Here is a 16,032-nt window from a genome sequence, read left to right on the forward strand (position 1 = left end):
GTCACCTCGCACTCCTGGGCGGCAGCGGGAAGAACCCGCTCGTGCGTTCCACGTACTCCCGGTAACCGGGCCGCCGCCGCACGATGTCCCTCTCCAGCAACGGTTTCCCGCTCCCCTTGACCAACAGCAAGGTCATCACGACCGGACTGACCGCCAACACCACCCCGTCCGGGCAGGCGAACAGGAACAGCCCCCACCACACGCACGCGTCACCGAAGTAGTTGGGGTGCCGCGTGTAACGCCACAACCCCTGGTCCATCACGCGCCCCCGGTTCGCCGGATCGGCCTTGAACCGCTCCAACTGCCAGTCCCCGACGGCCTCGAACGCGAACCCGACCGCCCACACCACGACACCCACCACGTCGAACACGCCGAGCGGGTCGTCGCGGTACGCGGCGAACTGCACCGGCAGCGACACCAGCACCATGATCGCCGCCTGCAACAGGTAGACCCGGTACATCTTGGCCACCGGGTTGCCGCGCGCCCGCCGGTACATGTCGACGTACCGCTGGTCCTCGGACTTCTTCCGGTTGCGCGCGTGGATGTGCCACCCCAGCCGCACACCCCACACCACGGTCAACGCCGTCACCAGCACCGCCCGCGCCGACGCCCCCGCCAACACCAGCGTCAGCACCGCGACGACCGCGAACCCCGGCCCCCAGAACGAGTCGACCAGGTCGAACCGCTTGCGCCGCACCGCCACCGCGAACAGCGCCGACATCAGCACGACGACCGCGACCGCCGACCACAGCACGTTCCACCCGAACGTCACGCCAACACCTCCGGCCGCCGCGCCAGGACCTGGTCCACGCCCATCCGCCCCTCCTCGAACGTCAGCGCGCCGCCCGCGAGGTACAGCCGCCACACCCGCGCCTGCCCCTCGCCGACCAGCCGCACCGCCTCGTCCCAGTGCTCTTCCAGCGTCCGCGCCCAGGCCCGCACGGTCCACACGTAGTGCTCGCGCAGCGCCTGCACGCCCCGGATCTCGAACCCGGCGCCCTCCAGGTGCGCGAGGGTCCGGCTGAGGGGCCGCATGTGCATGTCCGGCGCCACATAGGACTCGATGAACGCGCCACCGCCGGGCGCGTTGGCGCCACGGGACATCTGTTGCAGCAACAGGTGCCCGCCCGGCTTGAGCATCCGGTGCAGCACCCGCGCGTACTCCGGGTAGTTCTCCTCGCCGACGTGCTCGCCCATCTCGATGGACGACACCGCGTCGAACGGCTCGCCGGACACCTCCCGGTAGTCCTGGAGCCGCACGGTCACCAGGTCCGCGACGCCCTCCGCCGCGATCCGGGACTCGACGAAGGCCTTCTGCTGCGCCGAGATCGTCACGCCCGTCGCCCGGACGCCGAAGTGCTTGGCGGCGTGCACGACCATCGAGCCCCACCCGCACCCGACGTCGAGCAGCCGCATCCCGGGCCGCAGCCCCAGTTTCCGGCACACCAGGTCGAGTTTCGCGTGCTGCGCCTGGGCGACCGTCATGTCCGGCGACGAGAAGTACGCGCACGAGTAGGCCATGCTCGGGTCCAGCACGAGCTGGTAGAACGCGTTGCTCAGGTCGTAGTGGTGGGCGATGGCGCTGCGGTCGCGGGCCCGGGTGTGCCGGCGGCCGGACAGCCGGGCCTCCTCGCCGGGCGGCGCGGGGCGCGGTCCGACGACGCCCAGGCGCACGGCCGCCCGGAATGCGGCCACCAGGTCGGCGGGCTTCGGCTTGCCCACCGCGCCGCGCCGGGCCAACGCCCAGAACCTGGCCAGGCCCTCGGTCAGGTCGCCTTCCACGTCGAGTTCGCCCGCCACGTACGCGCGGGCCAGGCCCAGCTCGTCGGGGTTCCACAGCAGGCGGCGCAGGGCGCGGCGGTCGCGGACCACGGCGACCGGCCCGTCCTGCGGGCCGGCGGTGCTGCCGTCCCACGCGCGCAGCCCCACGGGCGGGCTCGCGCCCAGGACGCGTTCGACGACGGTGGCGAGCCGGCCTGCGGTGCTGACGGCCACGGACTCCTCCTCACGGGTCTGGTGCTCGGACGTTCGCGCCGACCCCTGTCTTGGTTCGCCGCTGAACCGCGGTCGTGACCGGGCCGTAATCGTCGGTGGAGCGACCGACGCCATCGAGGAGGAGTTGAGTGTGATCCGACGAAACCGCATCGCCATCGCCGCAGCGGGTGGCATGGCGGCCGTGCTCGCGCTGGTCATGTGGAGTTCCAACGCCGTCGGCCTGCAAGGGACCAACGTCGCGCAGACCGAGCAGGTGGGCGCCGCCGCGCAGGCCGACTACGGGGACGTCCCACCGGCACCTCCGGCCGCGGAGACCCCCGCCGCGCAGGAGCCCGCCACCGAGGCGACCGAGGAGACCCCGGCCGGTCAGGCCGCGCCCGCCCCGTCCGGGCCGGGCGTCACGCTGGTGGCCAAGAGCGTGCCGAAGATGGGCGACGTCGTGCAGGACGGCGACGGCCGCACGCTGTACCGGTTCGACAAGGACACGCCGAACCCGCCCAAGTCCAACTGCGAGGGCAAGTGCGCGGAGACCTGGCCGCCGCTGCTGGCCGGCGGCGCGCCGAAGCTGGAGGGCGTCGACCCGGCGCTGGTCGGCACCGTGAAGCGGGCCGACGGGACCGAGCAGGTGACGCTGGCCGGCTGGGCGCTCTACACGTACTCGAAGGACGAGGCGCCGGGCCAGTGGAAGGGCCAGGGCGTGGGCGGCACGTGGTTCGTCGTGCAGCCCGACGGCAAGCGCAACGTGGAGTGCCTGCCGCCCGGCGTGGCGGTGCCCTCCGGAGCTTGAGTCCACCCCTCTGGAGCTTGAGTCCATCCCTCTGGAGCTTGAGTCCACCCCCGAAGAACATGACCCCCGGCCTGGGGTTGGGCCGGGGGTCATGTGCCGCCCCGCTCAGCGGGCCGGCGGAACCCTCACAGGTTCGGGTAGAGCGGGTGCTTCGCGGCCAGCACCTCGACGCGCGAGCGCAGCTCGGACAGGTCCGCGGCCGGCTGGAGGGCGGTCGCGATGATGTCGGCCACCTCCGCGAAGTCCGCCGCGCCGAAGCCGCGGGTGGCCAGGGCGGGCGTGCCGATGCGCAGGCCCGAGGTCACCATCGGCGGGCGCGGGTCGTTGGGGACCGCGTTGCGGTTGACCGTGATGCCGACCTCGTGCAGGCGGTCCTCGGCCTGCTTGCCGTCCAGCTCCGAGGCCACCAGGTCCACCAGCACCAGGTGCACGTCCGTGCCGCCGGTCAGCACCTTCACGCCGGCCGCCGCCGCGTCGGGCTGCGACAGCCGCTCGGCGAGGATCTTCGCGCCCTCGACCGTGCGGCGCTGGCGGTCGGCGAACTCCGGCGACGCGGCGTGCTTGAACGCCACCGCCTTGCCGGCGATCACGTGCTCCAGCGGACCGCCCTGCTGGCCGGGGAACACCGCCGAGTTGATCTTCTTCGCGAGGTCCGCCTCGTTGGTCAGGATCACGCCGCCGCGCGGACCGCCGAGGGTCTTGTGCGTGGTCGTGGTGACGACGTGGGCGTGCGGCACCGGGCTCGGGTGCAGGCCCGCCGCCACGAGACCCGCGAAGTGGGCCATGTCCACCATCAGGTACGCGCCCACCGAGTCGGCGATCCGGCGGAACTCCGCGAAGTCCAGCTGGCGGGGGTAGGCCGACCAGCCGGCCACGATCAGCTTCGGCTTGTGCTCCTGCGCCAGCGCCTCGACCTCGGCCATGTCCACCCGACCGTCCACATCGGACACGTGGTAGGGCACGACGTTGTAGAGCTTGCCGGAGAAGTTGATCCGCATGCCGTGGGTCAGGTGGCCGCCGTGCGCCAGGTCCAGGCCCAGGATCGTGTCACCGGGCTGGAGCAGGGCGAACATGGCGCACGCGTTGGCCTGCGCGCCCGAGTGGGGCTGCACGTTGGCGAACCCCGCGCCGAACAGCTCCTTGACCCGCGCGATGGCCAGCCGCTCGACCACGTCGACGTTCTCGCACCCGCCGTAGTAGCGGCGACCCGGGTAGCCCTCGGCGTACTTGTTGGTCAGCACCGAGCCCTGCGCCTGGAGCACCGACACCGGCGTGAAGTTCTCCGACGCGATCATCTCCAGCGTGCCCTGCTGCCGGCGCAGCTCGGCCGCGACCGCCTCGGCGACCTCGGGGTCGAACTCCGCGAGGGAGGTGTTGAAGTGCTCGGACATGGTGGGGTTTCTCCCTACGAGTTGCGCTTGTAGAACGGCAGCGAGACGACCTCCACGGGCTCCTGCCGGCCCCGGACGTCGACGGACAGCTTGGTGCCGGGCTCGGCGTGCGCGGGCGGCACGTAGGCCATCGCCACGGAGTAGCCCAGCGTCGGCGACAGCGCGCCGCTGGTGACCTCGCCGATCGCGTTGCCCTCGGCGTCCAGCACGGCGTAGCCGTGGCGGGGGGCGCGGCGGGACTCGGTCTTCAGGCCGACCAGCTTGGCCTCGACGCCCGCCTCGGCCACCTTCGCCAGCGGCTCGCGGCCCACGAAGTCGCCCGGCTTGTCCAGCTTGACCACGCGGCCCAGGTTGGCGTGGTAGGGCGTGCGGGACGTGCTCAGCTCGTTGCCGTACAGCGGCATCCCGGCTTCCAGGCGCAGGGTGTCGCGGCAGCCCAGGCCGGCGGGCTTGAGGTCGTGCGGCCGGCCGGCGTCGAGCAGCGCCTGCCACACGTGCGGGGCGTCGGCGGGGTCGAGGAACAGCTCGAAGCCGTCCTCACCGGTGTAGCCGGTGCGGGCCAGCAGCGCGGGCTTGCCGGCCACCTCGGTCGGGTAGGAGGCGTAGTACTTGACCGTGGCCAGGTCGGTGGCGGTCAGGCCTTCGAGGATGGCGACCGCCTTCGGCCCCTGCACGGCCAGCAGCGCGTAGTCCGTGGACTTGTCCTCGACGGTCGTGTCGAAGCCCTCCGCGCGCTCCTTCAAGGCGGCGAACACGACGGCGGCGTTGGAGGCGTTCGCGACGACCAAGTACTCCTGGTCACCGGTGCGGTACACGATCAGGTCATCGAGCACGCCGCCGTCGGCCTGGCAGATCATGGTGTAGCGGGCGCGGCCGACGCCGATCGCGGACGCGTGGCCGACCAGCGCGTGGTCGAGCGCGGCGCCGGCCTGCGGGCCGGTCAGGACGATCTCGCCCATGTGCGTCAGGTCGAACAGGCCCGCCGACGTGCGCACGGCGTGGTGCTCGGCCAGCTCGCTGTCGTAGCGCAGCGGCATCCGCCAGCCCGCGAAGTCGGTGAACTGGGCGCCCAGCGCCTCGTGCTCGGCGTGCAGCGGCGTCCGGCGGGTTTCCACGGGGTCCTCCCTGATGGCGGGCACGGCAGGGGCGCCGACCGGGTGGGTCGGCCTGCCGCTACGAAGGATGACACGGTCCATCGAGACTCCTCGTCCGAGTGAGCCTCCCCCTCTGTCATGAGCCTGAGAGCTTCGCCGGGACCCCGCACGTCGGCGGGGGCGGCTTGCACCGTGGGCGAGGCGCTGGCGCCTGCTTTCCAGAGTTGCCTTCGTCGGGCGGTAGCTGTGCCTGAGAGATTCCGGGGAGGAGTTGCTCCTTCGGCGCCCCGTAGTGGGTGGGGACTCTCCCGCGCGACATCGACGGCCGTGTTCAGTTGGTACCGCCAGACGCTAGTTGTGCCTGGTCGGCCCGGTCAACACGAGCCCGGTCACCACGGGCGCGGCCGACGCGGGCGGGACCGACGCGGAAGCGGCCCGACCGGAGGCGCCGGCGGCCGACGCGGAGGTGCCGACGGCCCGACCGGACGTGGTGGCGGCTGACGCGGAGGTGCCGACGGCCGACGGGAAGGTGCCGACGGCCCGACCGGGCATGGCGGCCAGGCCGAAGGTGGCGGCGGCCGGCGTGGTCACAGGGCGCGCTCGGCCTTCACGCTTTCGACGACCTTGCGCTCGGCGTAGAACGACACGAACGGGATCGTGCCGGCGAGCAGCACCAGCGCGGTGCCCTTGAGCGACCAGCGGGCCTTGAGGGCCAGGTCGACCGTGATCACCAGGTAGATCGCGTAGAGGAAGCCGTGGACCGGGCCGACGACCTTCATCATGCCGTCCTGGTCGCCGAGGTACTTCACGCCCATCGCGGCCACGAGCAGCAGCAGGCCCACACCGACCACGTAAGCCATGAACCGGAACCGGCCCAACGCACCGCTCATCGCCCTACCGACCGCCTTCGCTCACCGCTGGTCCCGCGCGTGGAGTTCGCGGAGGTAGCGGTTGTAGGCCGCCAGCTCGTCGTCCTCGTCGTCGTGCGCGGGTGTCCTGACGGGCTCCACGGTAACGACCGGCTCCGACGGCGCGGCCACCGGCTCCCCCGCCACCTGCGACGACGTGTCCGCGCCCACAGCGGCGTCCTCCGCGCGGCGCTGGGCGGCGAGCTTGCGCATCCGCCACACCATGAACGCGGGGAACAGGCCGAACAGGGGCCACTGGAAGACGTAACCGAGGTTCTGGAAGGTGCCCCCGGCCTGGGAGAACCGCTCCCACTGCCAGTAGGCGAGACCGCAGCAGACCACCAGCGAGAGCACGCACGCGACCGCGATCGCCACACGTCGAGGGGTGATGAGGCCGCTGCGCACGGCTCAAGGGTACTTCGGGTCGGCGACCCCCGACCGGGATGGGCTCCCCGCACAGGAGCCCGCCCTCCCGATCACGCTAGTCCCGACCACGCCGCGCCCTCACCGCGCGACGCCCTTGCGCTGCGCCACGCTCGCGCGTGGCGCGCCCGACATCACGCAACGCCGTCCCGGCGCTGCCGCTGCAACCTGGCGACGCACCACGCCGCCGCGCTGCCCCGACGCAGGTGCTGGAGCACCGTCATCGGCCCGAGCCGACGTCCCAGGTCGGCGGGCGTGAGCCCGGCGGCCCGGTAGTCGAGGGCGCGCTGGTCCAACGGGCTGATGCCCGCGTCCCACCACGCCTCCGCCTCGGACAGGTCGCCCACGAGCTGCCAGTAGCTCGCTGCCGCGGCCAGCAGGACCTCGGGCACCTCTGGCGCCCGCTTCCGCATCGCCGCGACGTAGGCCGGATCCGCGGACTCGACCTTCACCAGGCCCCGCGGTCCACCGTTCGCCCGCTGCACGGGGATGCCCGGCGCGGACGGCGGGGCCTCGGCCAGCCACTCGTCCTTGATCCGGTTCACCTCGCGCAGCTCGGCGTCGTCCGAGCGCTCGGCCGCCCACTGCCGCAGCAGCTCGTCGACTCCGGAGTCCTCGACCATTCTGCCTCCTCGTCGGTCGAAGATCAGCCAATGCAGCGCACCGTATTAGCGGGTACCGACAACCGCTAGACCCCGGTTTGTCAAAAACCCTGTTACCAGCACGTTATAGCCCTCATTCCACCCAGACGGTCCAACGGGGGAGGCCGACCATCACGGATGGTGAGCAGACCACCGCGCCCCGCGGCGGGGGCTAGTTGAACAGGCTGCGGACGAACGTGATGATCGACTCGGCGCCCTGGCGCAGCCACCCGAGGGCCGTCTTCACCGCCTCGGCGGACTGGTCGGGCTGGGTGATCAGGAGGAACAGCAGCAGCGCGACAGCCGCCAGCGTGACCACCTTCTTGACGTTCACTGGTGCCTCTCCGTCCGTTCAAGGGTGCGCGGCGGCGGGCCGCGTGCCCGCCGTGTTACCCCACATGGTCCCCCATTCACCCGGACGATGAGCGCGGAACCCGCCGCGATCCCACGACCGGGCGTAGGGCAGGACACGCTGCCACGCGTGGGTCGTGACCCACATCACCCGAACGGCCGATCAAGAGGCCCTCGGCACCCGCCGATGACCAGGGTGCGGGCCACTCGCCCCCACTCCCCCAGGCACGAGCACCGAGGTTCAGCCACATCGTCGGCAATCCCGAGCACATCACCCGCTTGCGCGACGCACCCACTGTGTGTCATTAGGCCGAGGCCCGGCCGCTCCCTTTCCCGGCAGCACTCCGGACGATTTGTCGCACCCTTTTCGCATTAGCCCACGACACCGGATCGTCGCAGTTCCGCAATATCCCCTTCACCCAGTCCGAGGAACTCCAGCACCTCGTCCGTGTGATGCCCCGTGGCGGGCGGTGCGGACGGTCCGCCGGCCGGCGTGCGGTCGAAGCGCGGCGCGGGTCCCGGCTGGGTCAGGCCCCCGACCTCGACAAACGTCCCGCGCGCCCGGTTGTGCGGGTGCGCCGGGGCCTCGTCGGGCGCGAGCACGGGCGCCAGGCACGCGTCGGTGCCCGCCGCCAGCGCCGCCCACTCGTCCCTCGTCCGGGTGGCCACCGCTTCGGCGATGCGGGCCCGCAGGGCGGGCCACTGGGCCGGGTCGTGCCGGTTCGGCACGTCCGAGTCCGCCAACCCCAGCAACACCAGCAGATCAGCGTAGAACTTCTCCTCCAGTGCGCCGATGCTGACGAACTTTCCATCCGCTGTGGCATAAACGTCGTAGAACGGCGCGCCGCCGTCGAGCAGGTTCGTGCCCCGCTCGCCGCCCCACGCGCCGGCGGCCTTCATGCCGTGCAGGAACGTCGTCAGCAGCGCCGCGCCGTCCACCATGGCCGCGTCCACGACCTGCCCGCGCCCGGACCGCTCCCGCTCGTACAGGGCCGCGAGGATGCCCAGCGCGAGCAGCAGCCCGCCGCCGCCGAAGTCGCCGATGACGTTGAGGGGCACCGTGGGCGGCTGCCCGGCCCGGCCGATCGGCTCCAGCGCGCCCGCGAGCGCGATGTAGTTGATGTCGTGGCCCGCCCGGTCGGCCAGCGGGCCGTCCTGGCCCCAGCCGGTCATCCGGCCGTAGACCAGCCGCTGGTTGCGCGCCAGGCACTGGGCCGGCCCGATGCCCAGCCGCTCGGTCACGCCCGGCCGGAAGCCCTCCACCAGGACGTCGGAGCGCTCCACCAGCTTGAGCACCAGCTCCGCGCCCTCCGGCCGCCGGATGTCCACGCCGATGGACCGCCGACCGCGCCCGAGCACGTCGCCGGGCACCTCCAGCCCGCCGGACACCCGGTCCACGCGGACCACGTCCGCGCCCAGGTCCGCGAGCACCATGCAGCCGAACGGCGCGGGCGCGAGGCCCGCCAGCTCGACGACCTTGAGCCCCGCCAGCGGCCCGCCCACTAGAGGGACCTCGCGATGATTTCCTTCATGATCTCGTTCGTCCCGCCGTAGATCTTCTGGACGCGGGCGTCCGCCCAGGCGCGGGCGATGGGGTACTCGGTCATGTAGCCGTACCCGCCGAAGAGCTGCACGCACTCGTCCACGACCCGGCACAGCCGCTCGGTGGACCACCACTTGGCCATCGCCGCGGTGGGCACGTCGAGCCGGCCCGCGAGGTGCGCCTCGACGCACTCGTCCACGAACGCCCTGGTCACGCGGGCCTCGGTGGCGCACTCGGCGAGGGTGAACCGGGTGTTCTGGAACTTGATCAGCTCCCGGCCGAACGCGGTGCGGTCCTTGACGTACTCCACGGTCAGGTCGACGGCGGCCTCGATGCCCGCGATGGACGCCACCGCGATGATCAGCCGTTCCTGCGGGAGCTGCTGCATGAGCTGGATGAAGCCCTGGCCCTCGGACGAGCCGAGGAGGTTCGCGGCGGGCACGCGGACGTCGTCGAAGAACAGCTCCGCGGTGTCCTGGCCCTTCAGGCCGATCTTGTCCAGCACCCGGCCGCGCCGGAAGCCCGGGGTCGAGGCGGTCTCCACGACCAGCAGGGAGATGCCGGTCGCGCCCTGGCCGGGGTCGGTCTTGGCCACCACGACCACCAGGTCGCACTGCGCGCCGTTGGTGATGAAGGTCTTGGAGCCGTTGATGACGTACTCGTCGTCGCGCCGGATGGCCCGGGTCTTGATGTTCTGCAGGTCGGAGCCGCCGCCGGGCTCGGTCATCGCGATGGCGCCCACGAACTCGCCGCTGGCGAGCTTGGGCAGCCAGCGGTGCTTTTGCTCTTCGGTGCCGTAGGCGTTGATGTAGTGCGCCACGATGCCGCTGTGCACGCTGTTGCCCCACGCGCTGTCGCCGGCGCGGGCCTGCTCCTCCAGCAGCACCGCCTCGTGCGCGAACGTGCCGCCGCCCCCGCCGTACTCCTCCGGGATGGACAGGCACAGCAGGCCCAGGTCGCCCGCCTTGGTCCAAAAGTCCCGGTCCACCTGCTTCTGGGCGGCCCAGCGCTCGTGGTGGGGGACCGATTCCTTCTCGAAGAACGTCCGGGCGAGCTGCCGCAGCTGGTCCAGGTCGTCCGTCATCCACGGTGAACGGCGAGTAGGCATGTCACCGACGGTCCCACCGCGGGCGGCCACCCGCCATGACCGCCGCACCCACAGTCGCCCCGAGATCGTGAGCGCAATTGTCAGGGTGGTGCGCAACACTGCGGTCATGAAGCTCCGCAGGCTGTCCCCCGGGGACTGGGTCACCTGGCGCGACCTGAGGCTCACCGCGCTGGCCAGCGACCCGCAGGCGTTCGGCTCCGCCCTGTCCCGGGAGCAGGGCTACGACGAGGCCCGGTGGCGCGAGCTGCTGCACCCGAGGTGGGGCGTGAAGGTCGTCGCCGAGGCTCCGGATCCGGTCGGACTCGTGGCGGGCGTGCCCCACGAGGACCACGACGATGTGCTGTACCTCTACTCCATGTGGGTGAAACCGTCGTTCCGGAAGAGGGGCGTCGGCGAGGCCCTGGTCCGCGACGTCGTGGCGTGGGCCCGTGAGCACGGGTGGCGGCGGGTGCAGCTGAGGGTGTTCCGCGGCAACCTCACCGCGCGGCGGCTCTACGAGCGGCTCGGCTTCTCCGGCGAGGACGAGGTGATGCAGCTCCCGGTGAGCTAATAAGTCACTCCGCGCGGTCATGGGCTTGGCCGTCCGCGCTGCCTACCGTGGGAGCATGAGCGATGCCTTGATCTTCGACGCGGTGCGCACACCGCGTGGCAGGGGAAAGCGTGGTTCGCTGCACAGCGTCAAGCCGATCACCCTCGCCTCCGGGGTGCTCGACGCGCTGGCGCGGCGCAACGACCTGGACACGTCGGTGGTGGACGACGTCGTGCTCGGGGTCGTGTCGCCGGTCGGTGAGCAGGGCTCGGACATCGCCCGGACCGCCGTGCTGGCGGCCGGGTGGGACCTGCGGCCCGCGGGTGTGCAGCTCAACCGCTTCTGCGCGTCCGGCCTGGAGGCGGTGAACCTGGCCGCGGCGAAGGTCGCGTCCGGGTTCGAAGACCTCGTGGTCGCGGGCGGCGTGGAGTCGATGTCGCGGGTGCCGATGGGCTCCGACGGCGGCGCGTGGGCGGCCGACCCGGAGACCAACCTGCGCACCAGCTTCGTGCCGCAGGGCATCAGCGCGGACCTGATCGCGACGCTGGAGGGCTTCAGCCGCGAGGACGTGGACGCGTGGGCGCTGCGCTCCCACCAGCGGGCCACGCTGGCGCGCGACAAGGGCTACTTCGAGAAGTCCCTGGTGCCGGTGGTGGACCAGAACGGCACGGTCGTCCTGGACCACGACGAGGCGATCCGGCCGGAGACCACGCTGGAGGGCCTGGGCGGGTTGAAGCCGTCCTTCCAGTTCCACGGCGACCTGGGCTTCGACGCCGTGGCCATCGACCGGTACCCGACCGTCGAGCGCATCCGGCACGTCCACACGCCGGGCAACTCGTCGCAGATCGTGGACGGCGCGGCGGCCATGCTGATCGGCAACGCCCGGGTCGGGCAGGACCTCGGCCTGACCCCGCGGGCGCGGATCGTGTCGGTCGCGGTGGTCGGCAGCGAGCCGACGATCATGCTCACCGGCCCGGCCCCGGCGGCGCGCAAGGCGCTGGAGAAGGCGCGGCTGTCGGTGGAGGACATCGACCTGTTCGAGATCAACGAGGCGTTCTCGTCGGTGGTGCTGAAGTTCCAGCGCGAGCTGGACCTGCCCGACGACAAGGTCAACGTCAACGGCGGCGCGATCGCCATGGGCCACCCGCTGGGCGCGACCGGCTGCATGATCCTGGGCACCCTGCTCGACGAGCTGGAGCGCCGGGACCTGCGCCGGGGCCTGGCCACGCTGTGCGTGGGCGGCGGCATGGGCATCGCGACGATCATCGAGAGGGTCTGATGGCTATCCACTTCGAGCGCGACGACGAGGGCATCGTCACGCTGACCATGGACATGTCGGGCTCGGCGAACGTGATGAACGCCGAGTACCACGAGGCGATGGGCGAGGCGGTCGCCAAGCTGGAGGCGGTGCGCGACGAGATCGCCGGCGTCGTGCTCACCTCCGCCAAGAAGACGTTCTTCGCGGGCGGCGACCTGAACCTGCTGGTGCGGGTCACCCCGGAGAACGCGGCCGAGGCGCTGGGCTTCCTGGAGGACATGAAGGGCCAGCTGCGCCGGCTGGAGAAGCTGGGCAAGCCGGTGGTCGCGGCCATCAACGGCAGCGCGCTGGGCGGCGGCTTCGAGATCGCGCTGGCCTGCCACCACCGGGTCGTGCTGGACGACGACCGGATCAAGCTCGGCCTGCCCGAGGCGACGCTGGGCCTGCTGCCCGGTGGCGGTGGCGTGACCCGGATGGTGCGCCTGCTGGGCGTGCAGCCGGCGCTGCCGCTGCTGATGGAGGGCAAGCAGCTCCGGCCGCAGCGGGCGTTGCAGGCGGGGATCGTGCACGCGCTGGCGTCGTCCGGGGAGGACCTGATCGCCCAGGCGCGAGCGTGGATCAAGGCCAACCCGACGCCGGTGCAGCCGTGGGACCAGCCCGGGTACACCGTGCCGGACGTGAAGTTCGGCGACCCCAACGTCTACAGCCTGCTGGCCGCCGCGCCGGCCGTGCTGCGCAAGAAGACCCACGGCGTGTACCCGGCCCCGGAGAAGATCCTGGCGGCGGCCGTCGAGGGCGCGCTGGTGGACTTCGACACGGCGCTGAAGGTCGAGGGCCGGTACTTCGTGGAGCTGGTGACCGGCCAGGTCGCGAAGAACATGATCGGGACGTTCTGGTTCCAGCTCAACGAGATCTCGGCGGGCGGGTCGCGTCCGTCCGGTGTGGACGCCACGAAGGTGACCAAGGTCGGCGTGCTGGGCGCGGGCATGATGGGCGCGGGGATCGCGGAGGTGTCGGCCAAGGCGGGCATCGAGGTGGTGCTCAAGGACGTCACCCTGGAGGCCGCCACCCGCGGCGCGAACGGCAACCCGGGCGTCACGCCGACGGACTCCGACGCCGACCTGGCCGGCTGCGACCTGGTCATCGAGGCGGTCTTCGAGAACCGCGAGCTGAAGAACAAGGTCCTGCCGGCGGCCGAGGCGGCGGCGCTGCCGGACGCGGTGATCGCGTCCAACACCTCGACGCTGCCCATCACCGGCTTGGCGCAGGCGGTGCAGGACCCGACGAAGTTCATCGGCCTGCACTTCTTCTCGCCGGTGCCGAAGATGCGCCTGGTCGAGATCATCGTGGGCGAGCAGACGTCGCAGGAGACGCTGGCCCGCGCGTTCGACTACGTGCTGCAAATCGGCAAGACGCCGATCGTGGTCAACGACAGCCGCGGGTTCTACACGTCGCGGACGTTCGGCACGTACGTGACCGAAGCGGTGTCGATGATCGCGGAGGGCGTGCGGCCGGCGTTGATCGAGAACATCGCGAAGCGCTCGGGCATGGCGGTCGGGCCGCTGGCGGTGTCCGACGAGGTCACCCTGACCCTGCAACTGAAGATCCGGGACCAGACGCTGGCCGACGACCCGGACGTCGCCGGCGCCCTGGGCGACCACCCGGCGTTCAAGGTGCTGGAGGAGTTGGTCGCGGAGGGCCGGACCGGCAAGTCCGGCGGGGCGGGGTTCTACGAGTACCCGACCGACGGCGGCAAGAAGTTCCTGTGGCCGGGCCTGTCGCGCTACGCGCGCGAGGACGCGGGCGTCACCGAACAGGACATCGAGGACCGCCTGCTGTTCATCCAGTCGCTGGAGACCGTGCGGTGCCTGGACGAGGGCGTGCTGAACTCGGTGGCGGACGCGAACGTGGGCAGCGTGTTCGGGTTCGGCTTCGCACCGTGGAGCGGCGGGACGTTGCAGTTCATCAACTCGTACGGCGTGAGCGAGTTCGTGGAACGCGCGGACTACCTGGCCGACACCTACGGCGAACGCTTCCGCCCGACGGCGTCCCTGCGCGAGAAGGCCGCGAAGAACGAGAGGTTCTGACCTCCTGAACACGACAACCGCCGCGCCGATGTGGCCCCTCGTCACACCGGCGCGGCGGTCGCTTCAGCCACCCAGCGCCTCTTCCGCCGCGCTCCGCGCGGCCGGGCTCCCAGCCACAGAGGGGCTCCGTGTTCCCCACCGTATGACCTGCCCGAAGGGCTACCGCACTTTCCCGGGGTCGGGCCAAAAAGTTCGCGAGGAACGAGCGGGGTTTTTCGACCGACCCCGGGAAAGTGTGGTTGGCTCCGCCAGGTCATGCGGTGGGGAACACGCAGGCCCTTCCCCCCACTGGCGGCCTCCCCGGCCGCTTTCGAGCTTTTGATCTTGAGAGCGCGCCAGCGCGACCGCTTGAGAGCGAAGCGCCGCTCGGACCGTCAAGAAGCAGAGGCCTCGTCGTGCCAGATCCACCACTGGTACGGCGGGCTCTGCGGGTACCCCTCCGGCGAGTCCTCCCAGGTCTCCTGCCGACCCAGAGCCGTGATGTCGAGGTAGGCCCAGGTGCCGCCCATCGCCTCATCCCCGCGGTTGTCGAGGAAGTACGTCCGGTAGACCTTGTCGTCCTGCCTGATGAAGGCGTTCGTCCCGTGCCACTGGTCGACGCCGAAGTCCTGGTCGAAGTCGTCGGTGATGGTGTGCCACGGGATGTGCTCCCAGCCCATCCGCGCCTTGATCCTCGACAGGTCCTCCTGACCCGCGCGGGAGGCGAACACCAGAGTCGTGTCCCGCGCGTTCAGGTGTGCCGGGTGGGCCACCTGGTCGGCGACCAGCGAGCAGCCCTTGCAGCCGTGCTCCGGCCAGCCGTGCACGCCCGGGTCCATGAAAGCCCGGTACACGATCAGCTGGCGGCGGCCCTCGAACAGGTCCAGCAACGACCGGGGACCGGCCGCGGTGTCGAAGCGGTAGGGCTTCGTCACCTCCAGCCACGGCATCCGGCGGCGTTCCGCGGCGAGCGCGTCCTTGGCGCGGGTCAGCTCCTTCTCCTTGACCAGCAAGGCCTCGCGGTGGGCGTCCCACTCCTCGCGGCTGACGATCGGCGGCGTCTTCACCGGGCACCTGCCTCTGGGACGACGTGGCTCAGCTCAGTCATGTCCGTTCTCCTGGTCCGTGCGTTCGAGGTGGTTCTTCAGGGCCGCCAACGGGCCGTCCCAGTCCCGGGCCAGCGCCGCCAGGAACTGCTGGGCGACCTGCATGGGCGTCGAGTCCAGCCGGTAGCGCACGCGGCGGCGTTCGCCCGGTTCCGCCGTCACCAGACCGGCCTCGGCCAACAGCGCCAGGTGCTTGGCGATCGCCTGCCGCGTGATGGGCAGCCGCTCGGCGAGGTCGGTGGCGGTGGCGGGGCCGCGCGCGGCGAGGGCGGCCAGGATCGACCGCCGGGTCGGGTCGGCCAGGGCGGTGAAGACCTGTTCTGCGACCGTCTCCGAGTCACGCCCGACCGTCTCGTCAGGCCGCATCGAGGACGTCGACCAGCTCGCCCAGCTCGCTCTGCCAGCCCTGCGAGTGGGCGTCGTAGGCCTTGCCGTGGCAGTCGTCCGGGAGCTGGGCGAAACCGGACTCCACGACGGTCAGCCGGGTCCCCGGGCCGTGCGGTTCGAGGGTGAACTCGACGTACGTGCGGCGCGGGTCGTCCTCGGGCATGCCGTGCATGCGCCAGGTGAACCCGAACACCGACGGCTCCTCGACGCGCTCGACCCGCATCTCCACGGCGTCGCCGCTCTCCCAGGACATCGTGACCCCACCACCGGGGCGCAGGTCCACGGTCGCCCGGTCGCCGAACCAGGACGCCAGGCCCTCCGCGGTGGTGATGGCCGTCCAGACCCGCTCGGGCGGCTGCGCGACCTCGACGGTGCGCTCGATGCGGTCGGGGAAACCCATGACTGACCTCCACGTGAGTAGCAACCGGATGGTTGCCAAAGTATG

General features: G+C 71.5%; 18 protein-coding genes and 2 riboswitches. Of the genes, 4 read left to right on the top strand and 14 right to left on the bottom strand.

Annotated features, from left to right (window positions below; translation table 11 throughout):
• Position 1: 1 nt before the first annotated feature.
• On the bottom strand, positions 2-772 hold the full coding sequence (locus ABD126_RS14765) for a DUF1295 domain-containing protein (RefSeq protein WP_425542812.1): 771 nt from the start codon (positions 770-772) through the stop codon (positions 2-4).
• Complete coding sequence (locus ABD126_RS14770) at positions 769-1,995, bottom strand: class I SAM-dependent methyltransferase (RefSeq protein ID WP_343934378.1); 1,227 nt, start codon at positions 1,993-1,995, stop codon at positions 769-771. Before ABD126_RS14770 ends, ABD126_RS14765 begins: the two co-directional genes overlap by 4 nt.
• A gap of 130 nt (positions 1,996-2,125) precedes the next feature.
• On the opposite strand from ABD126_RS14770, the gene ABD126_RS14775 reads away from it, so the two are divergent.
• Entirely contained in the window at positions 2,126-2,782 is a 657-nt protein-coding gene (locus ABD126_RS14775) for a hypothetical protein (protein WP_343934379.1), read from the top strand.
• Between the two features lie 125 nt (positions 2,783-2,907).
• Here the strand turns inward: ABD126_RS14775 and glyA are convergent, their stop codons facing one another.
• The 9 genes from glyA to ABD126_RS14820 form a co-directional block, all read right to left on the bottom strand.
• Complete coding sequence (gene glyA, locus ABD126_RS14780; RefSeq protein ID WP_343934380.1) at positions 2,908-4,173, bottom strand: serine hydroxymethyltransferase; 1,266 nt, start codon at positions 4,171-4,173, stop codon at positions 2,908-2,910.
• Between the two features lie 14 nt (positions 4,174-4,187).
• Complete coding sequence (gene gcvT, locus ABD126_RS14785; RefSeq protein ID WP_343934637.1) at positions 4,188-5,288, bottom strand: glycine cleavage system aminomethyltransferase GcvT; 1,101 nt, start codon at positions 5,286-5,288, stop codon at positions 4,188-4,190.
• Between the two features lie 105 nt (positions 5,289-5,393).
• A riboswitch (glycine riboswitch) is annotated at positions 5,394-5,494 on the bottom strand.
• Between the two features lies 1 nt (position 5,495).
• Positions 5,496-5,588, bottom strand: a riboswitch (glycine riboswitch).
• A gap of 30 nt (positions 5,589-5,618) precedes the next feature.
• On the bottom strand, positions 5,619-5,858 hold the full coding sequence (locus tag ABD126_RS14790; RefSeq protein WP_343934381.1) for a hypothetical protein: 240 nt from the start codon (positions 5,856-5,858) through the stop codon (positions 5,619-5,621).
• Entirely contained in the window at positions 5,855-6,157 is a 303-nt protein-coding gene (locus ABD126_RS14795; protein ID WP_343934382.1) for a DUF3817 domain-containing protein, read from the bottom strand. The genes ABD126_RS14790 and ABD126_RS14795 overlap by 4 nt, the downstream gene beginning before the upstream one ends.
• Before the next feature lie 21 nt (positions 6,158-6,178).
• Positions 6,179-6,580, bottom strand: coding sequence for a hypothetical protein (locus ABD126_RS14800; RefSeq protein WP_343934383.1), 402 nt, complete (start codon positions 6,578-6,580; stop codon positions 6,179-6,181).
• Between the two features lie 152 nt (positions 6,581-6,732).
• Positions 6,733-7,221 (bottom strand): helix-turn-helix transcriptional regulator, encoded by a 489-nt coding sequence (locus tag ABD126_RS14805; RefSeq protein ID WP_121227042.1) that lies wholly within the window; start codon positions 7,219-7,221, stop codon positions 6,733-6,735.
• A gap of 190 nt (positions 7,222-7,411) precedes the next feature.
• Positions 7,412-7,573 (bottom strand): hypothetical protein, encoded by a 162-nt coding sequence (locus ABD126_RS14810; RefSeq protein ID WP_170199802.1) that lies wholly within the window; start codon positions 7,571-7,573, stop codon positions 7,412-7,414.
• Positions 7,574-7,962: 389 nt separating this feature from the next.
• Positions 7,963-9,093 carry a CaiB/BaiF CoA transferase family protein gene (locus tag ABD126_RS14815; protein ID WP_343934384.1) on the bottom strand — a complete coding sequence of 377 codons (1,131 nt, stop codon included), beginning with the start codon at positions 9,091-9,093 and terminating at the stop codon, positions 7,963-7,965.
• Complete coding sequence (locus ABD126_RS14820) at positions 9,093-10,241, bottom strand: acyl-CoA dehydrogenase family protein (RefSeq protein ID WP_343934385.1); 1,149 nt, start codon at positions 10,239-10,241, stop codon at positions 9,093-9,095. The genes ABD126_RS14815 and ABD126_RS14820 overlap by 1 nt, the downstream gene beginning before the upstream one ends.
• 106 nt (positions 10,242-10,347) lie before the next feature.
• Between ABD126_RS14820 and ABD126_RS14825 the strand changes: the two genes are divergently transcribed.
• The 3 genes from ABD126_RS14825 to ABD126_RS14835 are packed head-to-tail and all read left to right on the top strand — an operon-like array spanning position 10,348 to position 14,115.
• The gene (locus tag ABD126_RS14825; RefSeq protein ID WP_343934386.1) at positions 10,348-10,791 is read left to right on the top strand and encodes a GNAT family N-acetyltransferase; all 444 of its coding nucleotides are present in this window, start codon (positions 10,348-10,350) and stop codon (positions 10,789-10,791) included.
• Positions 10,792-10,846: 55 nt separating this feature from the next.
• Positions 10,847-12,049 (top strand): acetyl-CoA C-acetyltransferase, encoded by a 1,203-nt coding sequence (locus ABD126_RS14830; protein ID WP_343934387.1) that lies wholly within the window; start codon positions 10,847-10,849, stop codon positions 12,047-12,049.
• Entirely contained in the window at positions 12,049-14,115 is a 2,067-nt protein-coding gene (locus ABD126_RS14835; RefSeq protein ID WP_343934388.1) for a 3-hydroxyacyl-CoA dehydrogenase NAD-binding domain-containing protein, read from the top strand. Before ABD126_RS14830 ends, ABD126_RS14835 begins: the two co-directional genes overlap by 1 nt.
• A 374-nt stretch (positions 14,116-14,489) precedes the next feature.
• Here the strand turns inward: ABD126_RS14835 and ABD126_RS14840 are convergent, their stop codons facing one another.
• Genes ABD126_RS14840 through ABD126_RS14850 form a run of 3 tightly spaced genes read right to left on the bottom strand, consistent with a single transcriptional unit; the run spans position 14,490 to position 15,987 of the window.
• On the bottom strand, positions 14,490-15,161 hold the full coding sequence (locus tag ABD126_RS14840) for a DUF899 domain-containing protein (RefSeq protein ID WP_343934389.1): 672 nt from the start codon (positions 15,159-15,161) through the stop codon (positions 14,490-14,492).
• A 33-nt stretch (positions 15,162-15,194) separates the two neighbouring features.
• The gene (locus tag ABD126_RS14845) at positions 15,195-15,566 is read right to left on the bottom strand and encodes an ArsR/SmtB family transcription factor (RefSeq protein WP_343934390.1); all 372 of its coding nucleotides are present in this window, start codon (positions 15,564-15,566) and stop codon (positions 15,195-15,197) included.
• The gene (locus ABD126_RS14850; RefSeq protein WP_343934391.1) at positions 15,556-15,987 is read right to left on the bottom strand and encodes an SRPBCC domain-containing protein; all 432 of its coding nucleotides are present in this window, start codon (positions 15,985-15,987) and stop codon (positions 15,556-15,558) included. The genes ABD126_RS14845 and ABD126_RS14850 overlap by 11 nt, the downstream gene beginning before the upstream one ends.
• Between the last annotated feature and the right edge of the window lie 45 nt (positions 15,988-16,032).

The sequence above is a fragment of the Saccharothrix mutabilis subsp. mutabilis genome, from assembly GCF_039521145.1.
GTDB classification, from domain to species: Bacteria; Actinomycetota; Actinomycetes; order Mycobacteriales; family Pseudonocardiaceae; genus Actinosynnema; species Actinosynnema mutabilis.